The following is a 15,529-nucleotide window of genomic DNA, read 5'->3' on the forward strand; positions in this document are numbered from 1 at the left end:
CCATGACCGTGCCCACTGTGCCTACGACATTGGAGAACCACGTGACGACCGGAGCCACCGTCTGGCTCACGGGTCTGCCGAGTGCCGGCAAGACCACCATCGCGTACGAGCTGGCCGGCCGGCTGCGCGAGGAGGGCCACCGCGTCGAGGTGCTCGACGGCGACGAGATCCGCGAGTTCATCTCCGCGGGCCTCGGCTTCAGCCGCGAGGACCGGCACACCAATGTGCAGCGCATCGGCTTCCTCGCCGAACTGCTCGCCCGCAACGGCGTGAAGGCGCTCGTGCCGGTGATCGCGCCGTACGCGGACAGCCGGGAGGCGGTGCGCAAGCGCCACCAGGAGGCCGGAACCGCGTACCTGGAGGTGCATGTGGCGACTCCGGTCGAGGTGTGCTCCGTACGCGATGTGAAGGGCCTGTACGCCAAGCAGGCGGCGGGCGAGCTGACCGGGCTGACCGGCGTCGACGACCCGTACGAGTCGCCGGAGTCGCCCGATCTGCGGATCGAGTCCCAGAACCAGACCGTGCAGGAGTCCGCGGCGTCGGTGTACGCGCTGCTCAGCGAGAGGGGTGTGGTGTGACGACCGTCGCCACGGCCGAGGAGGGCACGGCCAGTCCGTACGCCCTCAGCCACCTGGACGCGCTGGAGTCCGAGGCGGTGCACATCTTCCGCGAGGTCGCGGGCGAGTTCGAGAACCCGGTGATCCTGTTCTCCGGCGGCAAGGACTCGATCCTCATGCTGCACCTCGCGCTGAAGGCGTTCGCCCCCGCCGCGATCCCCTTCTCGCTGCTGCACGTCGACACCGGGCACAACTTCCCCGAGGTCCTCGACTACCGCGACCGGGTGGTCGCCGAGCACGGGCTGCGGCTGCACGTCGCGTCCGTGCAGGACTACATCGACCGCGGGGTGCTGCGCGAGCGGCCCGACGGCACCCGCAACCCCCTGCAGACGCTGCCCCTCACCGAGAGGATCCAGGCGGAGAAGTTCGACGCCGTCTTCGGCGGCGGACGCCGCGACGAGGAGAAGGCCCGCGCCAAGGAACGGGTGTTCTCGCTGCGCGACGAGTTCTCGCAGTGGGACCCGCGCCGGCAGCGGCCCGAGCTGTGGAACCTGTACAACGGCCGCCACGCCCCCGGCGAGCACGTCCGCGTCTTCCCGCTGTCCAACTGGACCGAGCTGGACGTCTGGCAGTACATCGCCCGCGAGGACATCGAACTGCCGGAGATCTACTTCGCGCACGAGCGGGAGGTGTTCCAGCGGTCCGGGATGTGGCTGACGGCCGGCGAGTGGGGCGGGCCCAAGGACGGCGAGACCGTCGAGAAGCGCCTGGTGCGCTACCGGACCGTCGGTGACATGTCCTGCACGGGTGCCGTCGACTCCGAAGCGGTGACCCTGGACCAGGTCATCACCGAGATCGCCGCCTCCCGGCTCACCGAGCGCGGCGCCACCCGCGCCGACGACAAGCTCTCCGAGGCCGCCATGGAGGACCGCAAGCGCGAGGGGTACTTCTAACCATGAGCACGCTCACCGCCGAGGAGCTCTCGGCCACCACGCTGCTGCGGTTCGCCACCGCCGGCTCCGTCGACGACGGCAAGTCCACCCTCGTGGGCCGGCTGCTGCACGACTCCAAGTCGGTCCTCACCGACCAGCTGGAGGCCGTGGAGCGGGCCTCGGCCGGCCGCGGCCAGGAGGGCCCGGACCTCGCCCTCCTCACCGACGGGCTGCGCGCCGAGCGCGAGCAGGGCATCACCATCGACGTCGCCTACCGCTACTTCGCCACGCCCAAGCGGCGGTTCATCCTCGCCGACACCCCGGGCCATGTGCAGTACACCCGCAACATGGTGACCGGCGCCTCCACGGCCGAGCTGACGGTGATCCTGGTCGACGCCCGCAACGGCGTCGTCGAGCAGACCCGCCGGCACGCGGCGATCGCGGCCCTGCTGCGCGTCCCGCACGTCGTCCTCGCCGTCAACAAGATGGACCTGGTGGACTACCGGGAGTCCGTGTTCGCCGCGATCGCCGAGGAGTTCACGGCGTACGCGACCGAGCTGGGCGTCCCCGAGATCACCGCGATCCCGATCTCCGCACTCGCCGGCGACAACGTGGTGGAGCCCTCCGCCACCATGGACTGGTACGGCGGCCCGACGGTCCTGGAGCACCTGGAGACCGTCCCCGTCAGCCACGACCTGGCACACTGCCACGCCCGGCTGCCCGTGCAGTACGTGATCCGGCCGCAGACCGCCGAGCACCCCGACTACCGGGGCTACGCGGGCCAGATCGCCGCCGGCACCTTCCGGGTGGGCGACCCGGTCACCGTCCTGCCCTCCGGCCGCACCTCGACCATCTCCGGGATCGACCTGCTGGGCGCGCCGGTGGACGTGGCGTGGACGACGCAGTCGGTGACCGTGCTGCTCGCCGACGACATCGACGTCTCGCGCGGCGACCTGATCGTGCCCAGCAAGGACGCCCCCGCGACCACCCAGGACGTGGAAGCGACCGTCTGCCACGTGGCCGACCAGCCGCTGACCGTCGGTCACCGGGTGCTGATCAAGCACGGCACCCGTACGGTCAAGGCGATCGTCAAGGACATCCCGTCCCGGCTGACGCTCGACGACCTGTCCCTGCACCCGCACCCGGGACAGCTCGCCGCCAACGACATCGGCCGCGTGAAGATCCGCACCGCGGAACCGCTGCCGGTGGACTCCTACGCGGACTCGCGCCGTACGGGATCGTTCATCCTGATCGACCCGGCGGACGGCACGACGCTGACCGCCGGCATGGTCGGCGAGTCGTTCGCCTCCCCCGAGCCCGTCAAGGACGAGTCCGACGACGACGGTTGGGACTTCTGATCATGAACTCCACGGACTTCTACGGGTCGTTCGCGAAGGAGGGCGGCCGGGTCGGCAGCGGCGCCCTCGGCAGCGGACAGGGCGGAGTGGCGCGATGTGTGCGCTGACGTACGCGCACTGCCTGCGCGCCCCCTCCCCCCACCCGACGTCCCGGAAGCGACGAAGACCCTTTGCCGATCACCCGGCCACGACCTGAAAGACCGTGACCGCCGGGCCAACGAGAGGAACCCCTCCCGTGCCTGCCAACCGCTCGAACCGTTCGACGATCCTTCGCCGCGGCCTCGCCGCCGCAACCGCCCTGCCCCTCCTCACCCTCGCCGCCTGCGGTTACGGGTCCGAGGCCAAGGACACCAACAAGAACGAGAAGGTCGCCGCCGGGGCGGAGAAGATCGACGGGCTCGACACCGTCAAGATCGGTTACTTCGGCAACCTGACCCACGCCACCGCGCTCGTCGGCCGTGAACAGGGCATCTTCCAGAAGGCCCTCGGCGCCACGAAGGCCTCCTACGCCACCTTCAACGCCGGCCCCTCGGAGATCGAGGCGCTGAACGCCGGGTCCATCGACATCGGCTGGATCGGCCCCTCCCCCGCGATCAACGGCTACACCAAGTCCGACGGCAAGTCCCTGCGGATCATCGGCGGTTCGGCCTCCGGCGGCGTGAAGCTCGTCGTCAACCCGGACAAGGTCAAGTCCCTCAAGGACGTCAAGGGCAAGAAGATCGCCACGCCTCAGCTCGGCAACACACAGGACGTGGCGTTCCTCAACTGGATCGCGGACCAGGGCTGGAAGGTCGACGCCCAGAGCGGCAAGGGCGACGTCACCGTCGTCCGCAGTGACAACAAGGTCACCCCGGACGCCTTCAAGGCGGGTTCGATCGACGGCGCGTGGGTGCCCGAGCCGACCGCGTCGAAGCTGGTCGCCGAGGGCGGCAAGGTGCTCCTCGACGAGGCGTCGCTGTGGCCCGACAAGAAGTTCGTGATCACGAACATCATCGTGTCGCAGAAGTTCCTCACCGAGCACCCGAAGGTCGTCGAGGCCGTGCTGAAGGGCTCGGTCGAGTCCAACAAGTGGATCAACGCCAACCCGGACGAGGCGAAGGCGGCGGCGAACAAGCAGCTGGAGGCGGACTCCGGCAAGGCGCTGCCGACGGACGTCCTGGACCCGGCGTGGAAGTCGATCCAGTTCATCAACGACCCGCTGGCCTCCACCCTCAGCACCGAGGCGGAGCACGCGGTCAGGGCGGGTCTGCTGGAGAAGCCCGACCTCAAGGGCATCTACGACCTGTCGATCCTGAACAAGGTCCTCAAGGCCGAGGGTGAGCCCGCGGTCGACGACGCCGGTCTCGGCGTGAGCTGACCGACGTCCCGATGAGTTCCCAGGAGGTGACGACCATGAGCACGACCCTCGCCAAGGCCGCCGAGACGGTGGAGTACGCGGCACGCCTCGATCATGTATCGAAGTCCTTCGCGGGACCGGGCGGGCAGCAGCTCGTCCTGGACGACATCACCCTCGATGTCGCACCGGGCGAGTTCGTCACCCTCCTGGGGGCCTCGGGCTGTGGCAAGTCGACGCTGCTGAACCTGGTGGCCGGGCTGGACCGGCCCACCACCGGGTCCATCACGACCGACGGCCGTCCGGCGCTGATGTTCCAGGAGCACGCCCTGTTCCCCTGGCTCACCGCAGGCAAGAACATCGAACTCGCCCTGAAGCTCAGGGGAGTCGCCAAGAACGACCGGCGCGGCCGCGCCGAGGAGCTGCTGGAACTGGTCCGGCTCAAGGGCGCGTACGGCAAGCGGGTGCACGAGCTGTCCGGCGGCATGCGCCAGCGGGTGGCGATGGCCCGTGCGCTCGCCCAGGAGAGCCAGCTGCTGCTGATGGACGAGCCGTTCGCGGCGCTGGACGCCATCACCCGGGACGTGCTGCACGACGAGCTGACCCGGATCTGGACGGAGACGGGCCTGTCGGTCCTGTTCGTCACGCACAACGTGCGCGAGGCGGTGCGGCTCGCCCAGCGGGTGATCCTGCTGTCGTCCCGGCCCGGCCGGATCGCGCGCGAGTGGGTGGTCGACATTCCCCAGCCGCGCCGTATCGAGGACGCCCCCGTGGCGGAACTGTCCCTGGAAATCACCGATGTCCTGCGTGGGGAGATCCGCCGTCATGGCCAGCACTGAGACCAAGTCCGCCGACTCCGGGAGCGTCGAGGCCGGTCTCGACGCGCTGGACGGGGTCACCGCCGCCGGCCGGACGCCGTTCGCGCGGACCTTCGTGGACAAGATCCTGCCGCCGATCCTGGCGACCGTACTGCTGCTGGTCGTCTGGCAGATCGCGTTCAAGGTGGTCGACGACCCGACCAAGCTGGTGGCGCCCGGGGACGTCTGGCAGACGCTCAGGACGGCCTGGCTCGAGGGCAAGCTGCTCGGCTACATCTGGACCAGCGTCTCGCGCGGTCTGCTCGGCTTCCTCTTCGCGCTCGCCATCGGCACCCCGCTGGGGCTGCTGGTGGCGCGGGTGAAGTTCGTCCGGGCGGCGATCGGCCCGATCCTGTCCGGGCTCCAGTCCCTGCCGTCGGTGGCGTGGGTGCCGCCGGCCGTGCTGTGGCTGGGGCTGAACAACTCGATGATGTACGCGGTGATCCTGCTCGGCGCGGTCCCCTCGATCGCCAACGGGCTGGTGTCCGGCGTCGACCAGGTGCCGCCGCTGTTCCTGCGGGCCGGCCGCACCATGGGCGCGACGGGCGTGAAGGGCACGGTGTACATCACGCTGCCGGCCGCGCTGCCGGGCTATGTGGCCGGTCTGAAGCAGGGCTGGGCGTTCTCGTGGCGGTCGTTGATGGCGGCGGAGATCATCGCCTCCTTCCCCGACCTCGGCGTGGGCCTCGGCCAGCTCCTGGAGAACGGCCGCAACGCCAGTGACATGGGAATGGTGTTCGAGGCGATCCTGCTCATCCTGTTCGTCGGCATCGCCATCGACCTGCTGATCTTCAGTCCGCTGGAGCGGTGGGTGCTGCGCAGCCGCGGTCTGCTGGTGAAGGGCTGATCCGCCGGATGCGCACCGAGCCGGTCCTCCTCGTCGTCGCCCACGGCAGCCGCGATCCGCGGCACGCCGCGACCGTGCACGCCCTCGTCCGGCGGGTGCGGTCGCTGCGGCCGGGGCTGCGCGTGGAGACAGGCTTCCTGGACTTCACCCTGCCTTCCGTGCACGGGGTGCTGGAGTCCCTGGCGGCCGAGGGCGTACGGGAGGTCGTCGCCCTCCCGCTGCTGCTCACCCGCGCCTTCCACGCGAAGGCGGACATCCCGGCGGTCCTCCGCGACGCGCCGCCGCAGCTGCGGATCCGGCAGGCCGAGGTGCTCGGCCCGTCGCCGCTGCTGCTGCGGGCGCTGGAGCGACGGCTGTACGAGGCGGGCCTCACGCCCGCCGACAAGCCCTCGACCGGGGTCGTCCTGGCCTCGGCGGGGTCCACGGACCCGGAGGCGATCGCGGTGATCGCAGCAATCGCGCGGGAGTGGCGGCACACCGGTTGGTGCGCCGTGCGGCCCGCGTTCGCCTCCGCATCCCTGCCGCGCACCGAGGACGCGGTGCGCGACCTGCGGGCGCTCGGCTGCGAGCGGGTCGCCGTCGCCCCCTACGTCCTGGCACCCGGGTTCCTGCCCGACCGCATCGCGCGGGGAGCGGCTCAGGCGGACGTCCTGGCCGAAGTGCTGGGCCCGGCCCCGGAGGTGGCGCGGGTGCTGCTCGAGCGGTACGACGCGGCCCTGAGGCCGGCGCTGGCGGCGGTCGGAGCCTGACGCCCCGCCGACGGCCGCCGGTCAGCGGTGGGGTGTCTCCGCCTCGTCGGCCAGTCCGGTCAGCTCGGCCACCGGCAGTGTCCCCGGCGCCCTTCCCCTCCCGGGCGAACTCGTTCGCCAGCCGCTGGAGCAGTTCGTTCAGCGGGGTCGGGACGCCGTGCTGCCGGCCGAGGAGGACGATCTCGCCGTTGAGGTAGTCGGCCTCGATGGTGCCGGCGCCGCGGCTCAGGGACTGCCAGGAGGAGCCGCCGCCGCGCGGGACGCCGTCCAGGGGGACGAGGGTGACCTTGTCGCCGCGTACGGCCCGCTGCTCCTCGGGGCTCGCGTGGGCGATGCCCGCCGCGTCGAGGACGGCCGCGCCCTCCGCCCGGACTCGGGCGAACAGCGCCTCGGCCCGCGGGTCGCCGGCCGGATTGCCGGCCACCGCCTCCAGGGCGTTGCCCAGGTTGGACAGCAGCTTGGCGTACTGCCAGCGGGCCACGTCCTCGACGACCGGGGCCTCGAAGTGCGCCTTCTCCAGGTCGGCGGCGATGTGACGGATCGTGTCGTCGGTGCCGTGCGGGTGCCGGCCGAGGTGGAGGATGCCGGTGAGCGGGCTGCCGGCGGCGGAGACGACACCGGGTTCGACATGGGTGGAGGGCAGCCAGACGCAGACGCCGTACACCTGCCGGAAGCGGCGCAGGGCCAGGCGCTGGCTCTCGACGCCGTTCTGCGCGCAGACCAGCGGCAGCCGTTCGGCGGCCGTGCCGCCGCCCTCGACGGGGGCCGCGCCCCAGGTGCCGAGGGCCGCCTCGCTGTCCTGGGTCTTCACGGCGAGGACGAGGACGTCGTCGGCGCGCAGCACGCCCAGTTCCGTCGGTCCGCCGACGACGGGCAGCCGCTGGGTCAGCTCGCCCTGCGGCACCCTCAGCCGCAGCCCGGCCTCCCGCAGCGCCGCCGCGTGGGCGCCCCGGGCGACCAGGACGACCTCCTGTCCGGCCTCCGCCAGCCGTCCGCCCACGGTGCCGCCGACCGCCCCTGCCCCGATGATGATGTAGCGCATGGGACGAGCCTACGGCTGCGTCATCTCCACCAGTCTGACGACGGTGTTCCAGTTCCGGGTGGTCGCCACCAGGCCCTTGGTGAAGCGGGGCCGCGACAGCAGCTCGGCGAGCTTGGACCGGCCGAGGCCGTCGGGGGCGTACAGGTACAGGGCGCGGTCGCCGAGGCGGAACTCCTCGGGCAGGTGGGCGGTCCGGTCGATCTCCGCGAAGCGCTCGGCGTCGACGGGGGCGGAGAAGTAGGTGACGTGGAGCTGCTTGGGCTGGAGGTCGGCCGCGGGGAACGGGCAGGCCTCGGCGACCGTCTTCAGGTACGCGTGGTCGCGGACGAGCACGTCGACGTCGAAGCCGAACTCCTGGGCGATCGCCGCAACCAGTTCGGCGGCGAGGACCTCCTCGTCGCCGTGGGCCGAGGAGAAGACCGCCTGGCCGCTCTGGAGGTAGGTGCGGACGTCGCCGTACCCGAGCCCCTGCAGGAGGGTGCGCAGGTCGGCCATCGGGAGCTTTCTGGCTCCGCCCACGTTGATCCCGCGGAGCAGGGCCGCGTACGTCGTCGTCATGCCCTCACCCTAGGGTCCGGCGGCGGAGGCGGCGGAGCCGAACCCTGGTGCGTGTCCCCCAGATCAGAAGATAGATGTAGGGGGCCACCTCCTCCCCTGCGGTGAGTCGGTCCGCTCCGAGGGGAGGACTCCGCGCGCCCGCACTTCACCGGGGAGCACGACGAGAAGGCTTTATCCAGCCCATACCTTCGAATCGAAAGGTGGCGGCAGGGGGCTGTCACCGCTCACGAGGGGGCAGGCCCGTCATGGCACATGGAGATACGCGGGTACGGGGCCTGGCGGCCCGGGCCGGCGGCTGGAGTGCACGCCACCGATGGGCCGCCGTCGGCATCTGGGTGCTGTTCGTCGTCCTGGCCATGGGCATCGGGTCGGCGATGGGCACGGTCGAGGTCAAGGACAGCGACCAGCTGAAGGGCGAGACGCACACCGCGGCGCAGATCATCGAGGACGCGGGCATCGAGGAGCCGGCCGCTGAGACCGTGCTCGTCCAGGCGAAGCACGGCTCGCTCAAGGCCACCGACCCCGAGTTCCGCTCCGCGGTCACCGCGATCGTCAGGGCCGTGGAGGGGACCGGCAAGGTCACCGACGTGTCCTCGCCGTACGACACGCACACGATCTCGAAGGACGGGCGCAGCGCACTCGTGCAGTTCGACATGCGCGGTGACTTCGACACGGCCGGCGAGCGGGTCGAGCCGGTGCTGAAGGCGGTCGCCGGGGTGCAGAAGGAGCACTCCTCGCTGCGGATCGAGGAGATCGGCGGCGCGAGCATGAGGAAGACGTTCGACGACGCGTTCGGCGACGACTTCCAGCAGGCGGAGTACTCGGCGGTGCCGGTGGCGCTGGGCATCCTGCTGATCGCGTTCGGCGCGCTGGTGGCCGCGCTGCTGCCGGTGGCGCTGGCGCTCACCGCGATCATGGCGACGACCGGTCTGATGGCGATCGTCAGCCACGTCCAGCCGATGGACGACACCGCCAGCTCGGTGATGCTGCTGGTGGGGCTGGCCGTGGGGGTCGACTACTGCCTGTTCTATCTGCGCCGGGAGCGCGAGGAGCGGGCCGCGGGACGGGACGCGGGGGCCGCGCTCAGGATCGCGGCGGCGACCAGCGGCCGGGCCGTGATCGTCTCCGGTGTCACGGTGTGTGTGGCGATGGCGGGCATGCTGTTCACGGGTCTCGCCGGGTTCGAGGCGATGGGCCTGGCCTCGCTGATGGTGGTGGCGGTCGCGATGGTCGGCTCGGTGACCGTGCTGCCCGCGCTGCTGTCGCTGCTCGGCGAGCGGGTGGAGAAGGGCCGTCTGCCGTTCCTGAAGCGGCGCCGCGTGACCGCGGTCAACGAGGGCAGCCGGTTCTGGTCGGCCGTCCTGAAGGGGGTCCTCGCCAAGCCCGTCGTCTCGGTGGTGGTCGCGGCCGGCGCGCTGCTGGCCGTCACCGCGCCGGCGCTCGGCATGAAGACGCAGAACCTCACCCTGGACCAGGAGTTCGGCGACTCGCTGCCGATCGTGCAGACGTACAACCGGGTCAACGAGGCCTTCCCGGGCGGCTCCGAGCCGGCCACGGTCGTCGTCAAGGCGGACGACATCAACTCCTCCGCGGTGAAGGACGCGCTCGCGCGGTTCAAGGAGCGGGCGGTCTCCTCGGGTGCCTCGCGCGGCCCGGTCGAGATCAAGCTGCACGACGCGCAGAACGTCGCGTTCGTCTACGTCCCGCTGGTCGGCGGCTCCGATCAGGACAAGGCGGGGGCGAGCCTGGACATCCTGCGCGACGAGGTGCGGCCGGCCACGCTCGGCAAGGTCGACGGGGTCGAGGCACCGATCACCGGTCAGGTGGCGGGCAACCAGGACTTCAACGACCAGCTGATCGGCTCGGTCGTCCCGGTCTTCGCGTTCGTGGTGGTCTTCGCCTTCCTGCTGATGCTGCTGTCGTTCCGGTCGCTGACGGTCGCGATCACCTCGATCGTGCTCAACCTGCTGTCGGTGGGGGCCGCCTACGGCATCCTGGTCGCCGTCTTCCAGCACGGCTGGGGCGCCTCGCTGGTGGGTGCGGAGGGCGTCGGCGCGATCATCACCTGGCTGCCGCTGTTCCTCTTCGTGATCCTGTTCGGTCTGTCGATGGACTACCACGTGTTCGTCGTCTCCCGGATCCGTGAGGCGCGGATGCGGGGCCGCAGCACGAACGAGGCCATCCAGCACGGTGTGGTCACCACTGCGGGGGTCGTGACCAGCGCCGCCGTCATCATGGTCGCCGTGTTCGCGATCTTCGGGACGCTGTCCATGCAGTCCATGAAGCAGATGGGTGTGGGCCTCGCGGCGGCTGTGCTGATCGACGCCACGATCATCCGGGGTGTGCTGCTCCCGGCGGTGATGGCGCTGCTCGGCGAGCGCAACTGGTACCTGCCCACCTGGCTGGGCTGGCTGCCGGACATGACGCACGACGAGTCGCCGGAGGCCCTCGCGGGCGGGGCCGCGCGCGACGACGAGGGCGAGCGGCTGCCCGTCTGATCCCGGCCGCGTGATCCGGGGGCCCGTCGGTCGCAGGGGAACCGACGGGCCCTCGGTGTGTGTCGGCGCGGACCAGAGCCTGCCGTTCGGATCATGTCGCAGGCGCGGGATCTGGCCTCGATCACGGCGGTGCGGGTCAGCGCCGGTAACGGGCGATCGCGAGGTTGCCGTCCCGCTGCGGCCGGGTGCGCAGTCCGTCGAGGTCGACGGCGCCGCCGCGGTACTCCTGAAAGGCCGGTGCCGCCCCCCGGTCAGGGTCGCGCGCACCGCGCTCGGCCTGGGGGAATGCGAGACTGGCCGGAATCGACCGAGGAGACGGAGGCGGACGGTGGACGAGGCAAGGGCGCGGGACGTACTGGCCGCAGCGGGGGTGCTGACCCCCGCCGCGGGGGACGCGCGGCTCCTCGCCCTGGGGGAGAACGCGGTGTTCGCCGCCGGCAACCTGGTCGTCAAGGTGGGCCGGGACGCCGAACTCCTGGGCCGGGCGCGGCGCGAGCTGGACGTCGCCGCCTGGCTGGCACAGGCCGGTGTCCCCGCCGTACGGGCGGCCGAGGCCGAGCCGCTGCTCGTGGCGGGGCATCCGGTCACGGTGTGGCACCGGCTGCCCGACGCCGTACGGCCGGCCGGACCGCGGGATCTGGCCGAACTGCTGCGGTCCCTGCACGCCCTGCCCGTCCCCTCCTTCGGGCTGCCGCCCCGGGATCTGCTGTCGGGGGTGGAGCGCTGGCTGCGGCTCGCCGGCGACGCGATCGACCCGGCGGACGCGGCGTATCTGCGCGAGCGCCGCGACGGCTTCGCGGCGGCCGCGGCCGCGCTGGTCCCCCACCTGCCGCCGGGCCCGATCCACGGCGACGCGCTGCCGCGCAATGTGCACGTGGGGCCCGACGGCCCGGTCCTGGTCGACCTGGAGACGGTCTCGGCGGATCTGCGCGAGCACGACCTGGTGGTGATGGCCCTCTCCCGCGACCGCTACGGGCTGCCCGCCGACGCCCATGACTCTTTCACCGCGGCCTACGGCTGGGACGTACGGGAGTGGGAGGGCTCTGCGGTCCTGCGCGGGGCGCGGGAGACGGCGAGCTGCGCCTGGGTCGCCCAGCACGCGCCCGCCAACCCGCAGGCGCTGGCGGAGTTCGAGCGCAGGGTGGCGTCACTGCGGGACGGGGACACGGCCGTGCGCTGGTATCCCTTCTGAGCCTGTCCTACTTGACGCCGCTGTCCGCCGGTTCGCGGACCGGCCAGGAGCCGTCCACCACGGCGTCCGTCTCGCCCTTGCGGCGCAGGAAGTTCTGGAAGTCCGCCGCCCAGTCCGCGTACCACTCGATCTGGCGGCGGTGCAGCTCCGCCGGGCCGAGGGCGCCGACCTTGGGGTGGCGGACGGCTATCGCGCGGGCCAGCCGGGCGGCGGCGAGGGCGTCGGCGGAAGCGTCGTGGGCGGAGTCGAGCGTGACGCCGTACTCGGCGCAGACCGCTTCGAGGTTGCGCTTGCCGCGGCGGTAGCGGTCGGCCCAGCGGTCGATGGTGTACGGGTCGACGACCGGTGCCGGGTCGAGTCCGCCGAGCCGCTCGCGCAGCGAGGGCAGACCGTGGCGGCGCAGTTCGGCGGAGAGCAGGGTCAGGTCGAAGGTGGCGTTGTAGGCGACGACCGGGACGCCGGTGCGCCAGTAGCCCGTCAGGACGTCGGCGATCGCGTCCGCGACCCGGTCGGCGGGAGCGCCCTCGGCGGCGGCCCGCTCATTGCTGATCCCGTGCACGGCGACCGCGTCGGCCGGGATCTCCACCCCCGGGTCCGCCAGCCACTCCTTGCGCCCGAGGACCTGTCCGTCCCCGACCTCGATCACGGCGCCCGTGACGATGCGCGCCTCGCGCGGATCGGTCCCGGTCGTCTCCAGGTCGAAGCCGACGAGCAGCTCCTGGTACCAGGCCATGGCGGCCCCCCTTCTCGGTGATGCTTTCCCCCTTGTGGTCCCCACCTTCGCACGGGGCACTGACAATCAGGGGACCGCGTCGCCCCCACGACGGCGAGGAGACAGCCCAGGAGGCCGCCGAGGAGACGGACGGGGCGGACGAAACACGAGGATGAATCAGGACACAGGGCGCGAATCCACCCAGGCGAGCTCGAACTCCTCGCGGTAGGCCGCGAACAGGCCCCCTTCGTCGACCTCGCCCGGCTTGACCACCCGGTTGCCGCCGCGCAGCACCAGCACCGGCGCCTCCATGCCGCGCATGCGCCGCAGATAGGACTGGACGACCGCGACGCCGTCCGTGCCGTCGCCGTCCACGAGGTAGGCGGTGAAGCGGGGCGTCTCGTCGTACACCTGGATCTGGAAGGCGCCGGGGTCGCGCAGCCGGGAGCGGACGCGCCGCATGTGGAGGATGTTCATCTCCACCGAGCGGCTCAGTTCGCCCCGTTTCATCCCGAGTTCGCGCTCACGGCGCTTGACCGCGCTGGAGGCGGGGTTGAGGAAGAGCAGCCGGACCCGGGCGCCCGCCTCGGCGAGGCGGACCAGACGGCGGCCGGAGAAGTTCTGCACCAGCAGGTTGAGGCCGATGCCGATGGCGTCGATGCGGCGCGAGCCGTCGAAGATGTCCTCGGCGGGGAACTGGCGCAGCAGCCGGACCCGGTCGGCGTGCACGGCGACCACGTCCGCGTACCGGTCGCCGACGAGGTCCTCGACGGCGTCCACGGGCAGCCGGCGCGCGGACGGCACGTCGCCGCCGGTGCCGAGCATCTCCAGCAGACGGGCCGAGGCCCGCTCGGCCTGGCCCAGGACGGCCTCGGAGAGCGCCCGGTTGCGGGAGACGACATTGCGGGTCACCTCCAGCTCGTCCAGCGCGAGTTCGACGTCCCGGCGGTCGTCGAGGTACGGCTCGAAGCACGGCCAGTGCTGCACCATCAGCTCGCGCAGCTGGGGCAACGTCAGGAAGGAGATGACGTTGTCGTCGGCCGGGTCGAGCAAGTAGCCCTTGCGGCGGCTGACTTCGCGGACCGCGACCGCGCGCTGCACCCATTCCTGGCCGGCGGGCCCGGCCGCGGCGACCACCCATTCGTCGCCGTGGACGGGTTCGTAGATGGGCCGCAGCACGGCGGCCACCACGGCGCGCAGCCGCTGTTCGACCAGGTTCAGCCATATGTAGGCCCGGCCGGCCCGCTGGGCGCGGGTGCGCACCTCGCGCCAGGCGTCGGCGTCCCAGTCCAGCTCCGGGCCGATGGCATTGGTCTCCATCGGCCGGGCCAGGGACACCGTTCCGGGCGGGATGTCTGTGGAGCTCCCCTCGTGACCCTCGTCACCAGGGGGCAGCTCCAGCCCTCCCGAGCCCACCCAAGCACCGCCTTCCGCTCCCCCGAGCTCTCCCCGTCTCAACGATCAAGGAAGGGTACTCCGGGACCGGTCGGCGGTGCAGCCGGATGGGCAGGTCGTTTCTCAACCGCCGTTGCGCGGGATGCCGTTCTCGTCCTTGAGCGCGGCCGGCGTGAGCGGATTCATGGCGGTGACGTCGCGGGGGGCGATGGAGAAGCCCTGCCAGTGGACCGGCATGGGCTGCTGGTCCTCGTCACGGGCGATGTGGTGGAAGCCCACGTTCACCCAGACCACGGGGTGCTTCAGGGTCTGCCCGTTCACCCACCCGTCGACGCTCTTCGGGTGTCCCGTACCGCAGTTGAGGGGGTTGTTGCTGGCGTACATCTCGCACTTGTTGTACTCGGTGAAGTAGACGTCGTGCTTGGTGAAGCTGCGTCCGGAGTACTTGGTGGTGGCGCCGGGGACGAGTTCGTAGCTGCGGGCGTGCCCGTCCTTGTTCTTGCCGGTGGCGCTGACCACGCGCCACCAGCGCATGTTCTTGGCGTCGCCCGCGAGTTCCTTGGTGACGGCGGTGCGGGTGGTCTTGTTGGTCGGGCCCTGCTGGCCGCTCGCGGGGGCGCTGACCTTCGAGTCGTACTGCTCGACCCTGTTGGCGGAGGAGCCGTCGAGACCGAAGTCCAGCCGCCAGAAGACGTTGTGGCTGTGGCTGGTGGCCTTGGCCTGGGCGCCCTTGCCTATCGGCCAGCCGCGGCCGTCACCGGCGTCGTAGTCGAAGGGCGAGAGGCTGCCGGTGGCGCCGACGTTCATGTTGACGGTGCCGTCGTCGGAGAAGCGCCACTCGGTCATGTACTCGTACCAGCCGACCTTGTTGACCGTGTAGATCAGCAGGTCCTTGCCCTGGGCCTGATAGACCTTGTTGTTGTCGGCCTGCATGCGGTAGGCGTGGCCGCGCGACCGGGTCGTGGTGCACATGCCCTTGACGTTCGAGTCGGCCGGGGCGGTCTCGGGGACCTTGATGGTCTTGATGGTGCCGCCGGGGCACTCGGCGGGCTTCAGATTGACCAGCCCGGCGCCGAAGTTGTAGTCGGTGACGTCGTTGTACTCGTTCTTGCCGTCGTCGTAGGGCACGTGGATCTGGGCGATCTTGGCGCTGTTGAGGACGCGGATCGGCTTGGTCTCGCCGGGCGGCTGGTAGGAGACCTTCTCGAGGACGAGGCCGGACTTGGCCTCGTAGCGCCAGCACATGCGCCAGGTGGTGCCGGTGGAGAGCTTCTGTTCGATGCGGTAGGCGGCGCTGCAGTCGGCGGCGGCCGCGGCGGCGGGCGCGGCTTTCGGCTGGGCGACGGCGGGGCCGGCCCCGGCGGTCGCGCCGGCGGCCAGCGCGGCCAGGGACAGGCCGAAGGCCGCCCCCTTCTGGGTACGGCTCATTCTGGTGACGCGCATGAGGACATGACTCCCTGACAGGAGGTGGCGGGTGGGAAAAGTGGAGATGCGGGGCC

The 15,529-nt window shown here is 71.3% G+C and carries 13 protein-coding genes and 1 pseudogene; 9 read left to right on the top strand and 5 right to left on the bottom strand.

Annotated elements, in window-relative coordinates; all coding sequences use genetic code 11:
• Positions 1–41: 41 nt before the first annotated feature.
• The 7 genes from cysC (at position 42) to U5640_RS08005 (ending at position 6,633) form a co-directional block, all read left to right on the top strand.
• Positions 42–578 carry an adenylyl-sulfate kinase gene (cysC, locus tag U5640_RS07975; protein WP_340375085.1) on the top strand — a complete coding sequence of 179 codons (537 nt, stop codon included), beginning with the start codon at positions 42–44 and terminating at the stop codon, positions 576–578.
• On the top strand, positions 575–1,510 hold the full coding sequence (cysD, locus tag U5640_RS07980; RefSeq protein ID WP_340375086.1) for a sulfate adenylyltransferase subunit CysD: 936 nt from the start codon (positions 575–577) through the stop codon (positions 1,508–1,510). The genes cysC and cysD overlap by 4 nt, the downstream gene beginning before the upstream one ends.
• Before the next feature lie 2 nt (positions 1,511–1,512).
• The gene (locus tag U5640_RS07985; protein ID WP_340375087.1) at positions 1,513–2,847 is read left to right on the top strand and encodes a GTP-binding protein; all 1,335 of its coding nucleotides are present in this window, start codon (positions 1,513–1,515) and stop codon (positions 2,845–2,847) included.
• Between the two features lie 235 nt (positions 2,848–3,082).
• A complete protein-coding gene (locus U5640_RS07990; RefSeq protein WP_340375088.1) occupies positions 3,083–4,204 on the top strand; it encodes an aliphatic sulfonate ABC transporter substrate-binding protein in 1,122 nt (373 codons plus the stop codon).
• Between the two features lie 11 nt (positions 4,205–4,215).
• On the top strand, positions 4,216–5,019 hold the full coding sequence (locus U5640_RS07995; protein ID WP_340375089.1) for an ABC transporter ATP-binding protein: 804 nt from the start codon (positions 4,216–4,218) through the stop codon (positions 5,017–5,019).
• Positions 5,006–5,884, top strand: coding sequence for an ABC transporter permease (locus U5640_RS08000; protein WP_340375090.1), 879 nt, complete (start codon positions 5,006–5,008; stop codon positions 5,882–5,884). The genes U5640_RS07995 and U5640_RS08000 overlap by 14 nt, the downstream gene beginning before the upstream one ends.
• Before the next feature lie 8 nt (positions 5,885–5,892).
• Positions 5,893–6,633, top strand: a complete 741-nt coding sequence (locus tag U5640_RS08005; protein ID WP_340375091.1) for a sirohydrochlorin chelatase — start codon at positions 5,893–5,895, stop codon at positions 6,631–6,633.
• Positions 6,634–6,654: 21 nt separating this feature from the next.
• Here U5640_RS08005 and U5640_RS08010 read toward each other — a convergent pair.
• Together U5640_RS08010 and U5640_RS08015 are read right to left on the bottom strand one after the other, a co-directional pair.
• Positions 6,655–7,675 (bottom strand): annotated as a pseudogene (locus U5640_RS08010) (2-dehydropantoate 2-reductase).
• A 9-nt stretch (positions 7,676–7,684) separates the two neighbouring features.
• The gene (locus U5640_RS08015) at positions 7,685–8,233 is read right to left on the bottom strand and encodes a DUF1697 domain-containing protein (protein ID WP_340375092.1); all 549 of its coding nucleotides are present in this window, start codon (positions 8,231–8,233) and stop codon (positions 7,685–7,687) included.
• 245 nt (positions 8,234–8,478) lie between these two features.
• On the opposite strand from U5640_RS08015, the gene U5640_RS08020 reads away from it, so the two are divergent.
• Complete coding sequence (locus U5640_RS08020) at positions 8,479–10,731, top strand: MMPL family transporter (protein ID WP_340375093.1); 2,253 nt, start codon at positions 8,479–8,481, stop codon at positions 10,729–10,731.
• Positions 10,732–11,059: 328 nt separating this feature from the next.
• Positions 11,060–11,923, top strand: a complete 864-nt coding sequence (locus U5640_RS08025) for an aminoglycoside phosphotransferase family protein (RefSeq protein ID WP_340375094.1) — start codon at positions 11,060–11,062, stop codon at positions 11,921–11,923.
• A 7-nt stretch (positions 11,924–11,930) separates the two neighbouring features.
• On the opposite strand, the gene U5640_RS08030 is transcribed toward U5640_RS08025, so the two are convergent.
• The 3 genes from U5640_RS08030 to U5640_RS08040 form a co-directional block, all read right to left on the bottom strand.
• Positions 11,931–12,656 carry a 3'-5' exonuclease gene (locus tag U5640_RS08030; protein ID WP_340375095.1) on the bottom strand — a complete coding sequence of 242 codons (726 nt, stop codon included), beginning with the start codon at positions 12,654–12,656 and terminating at the stop codon, positions 11,931–11,933.
• A gap of 156 nt (positions 12,657–12,812) precedes the next feature.
• Positions 12,813–14,051, bottom strand: coding sequence for an SAV2148 family HEPN domain-containing protein (locus U5640_RS08035; RefSeq protein WP_340375096.1), 1,239 nt, complete (start codon positions 14,049–14,051; stop codon positions 12,813–12,815).
• Positions 14,052–14,153: 102 nt separating this feature from the next.
• Positions 14,154–15,473: a copper amine oxidase gene (locus U5640_RS08040; RefSeq protein ID WP_340375097.1), complete on the bottom strand. Its 1,320-nt coding sequence runs from the start codon at positions 15,471–15,473 to the stop codon at positions 14,154–14,156.
• Positions 15,474–15,529 lie beyond the last annotated feature (56 nt).

The sequence above is a fragment of the Streptomyces sp. SS7 genome, assembly GCF_037993025.1.
In the GTDB taxonomy this organism is placed as follows: Bacteria; Actinomycetota; Actinomycetes; order Streptomycetales; family Streptomycetaceae; genus Streptomyces.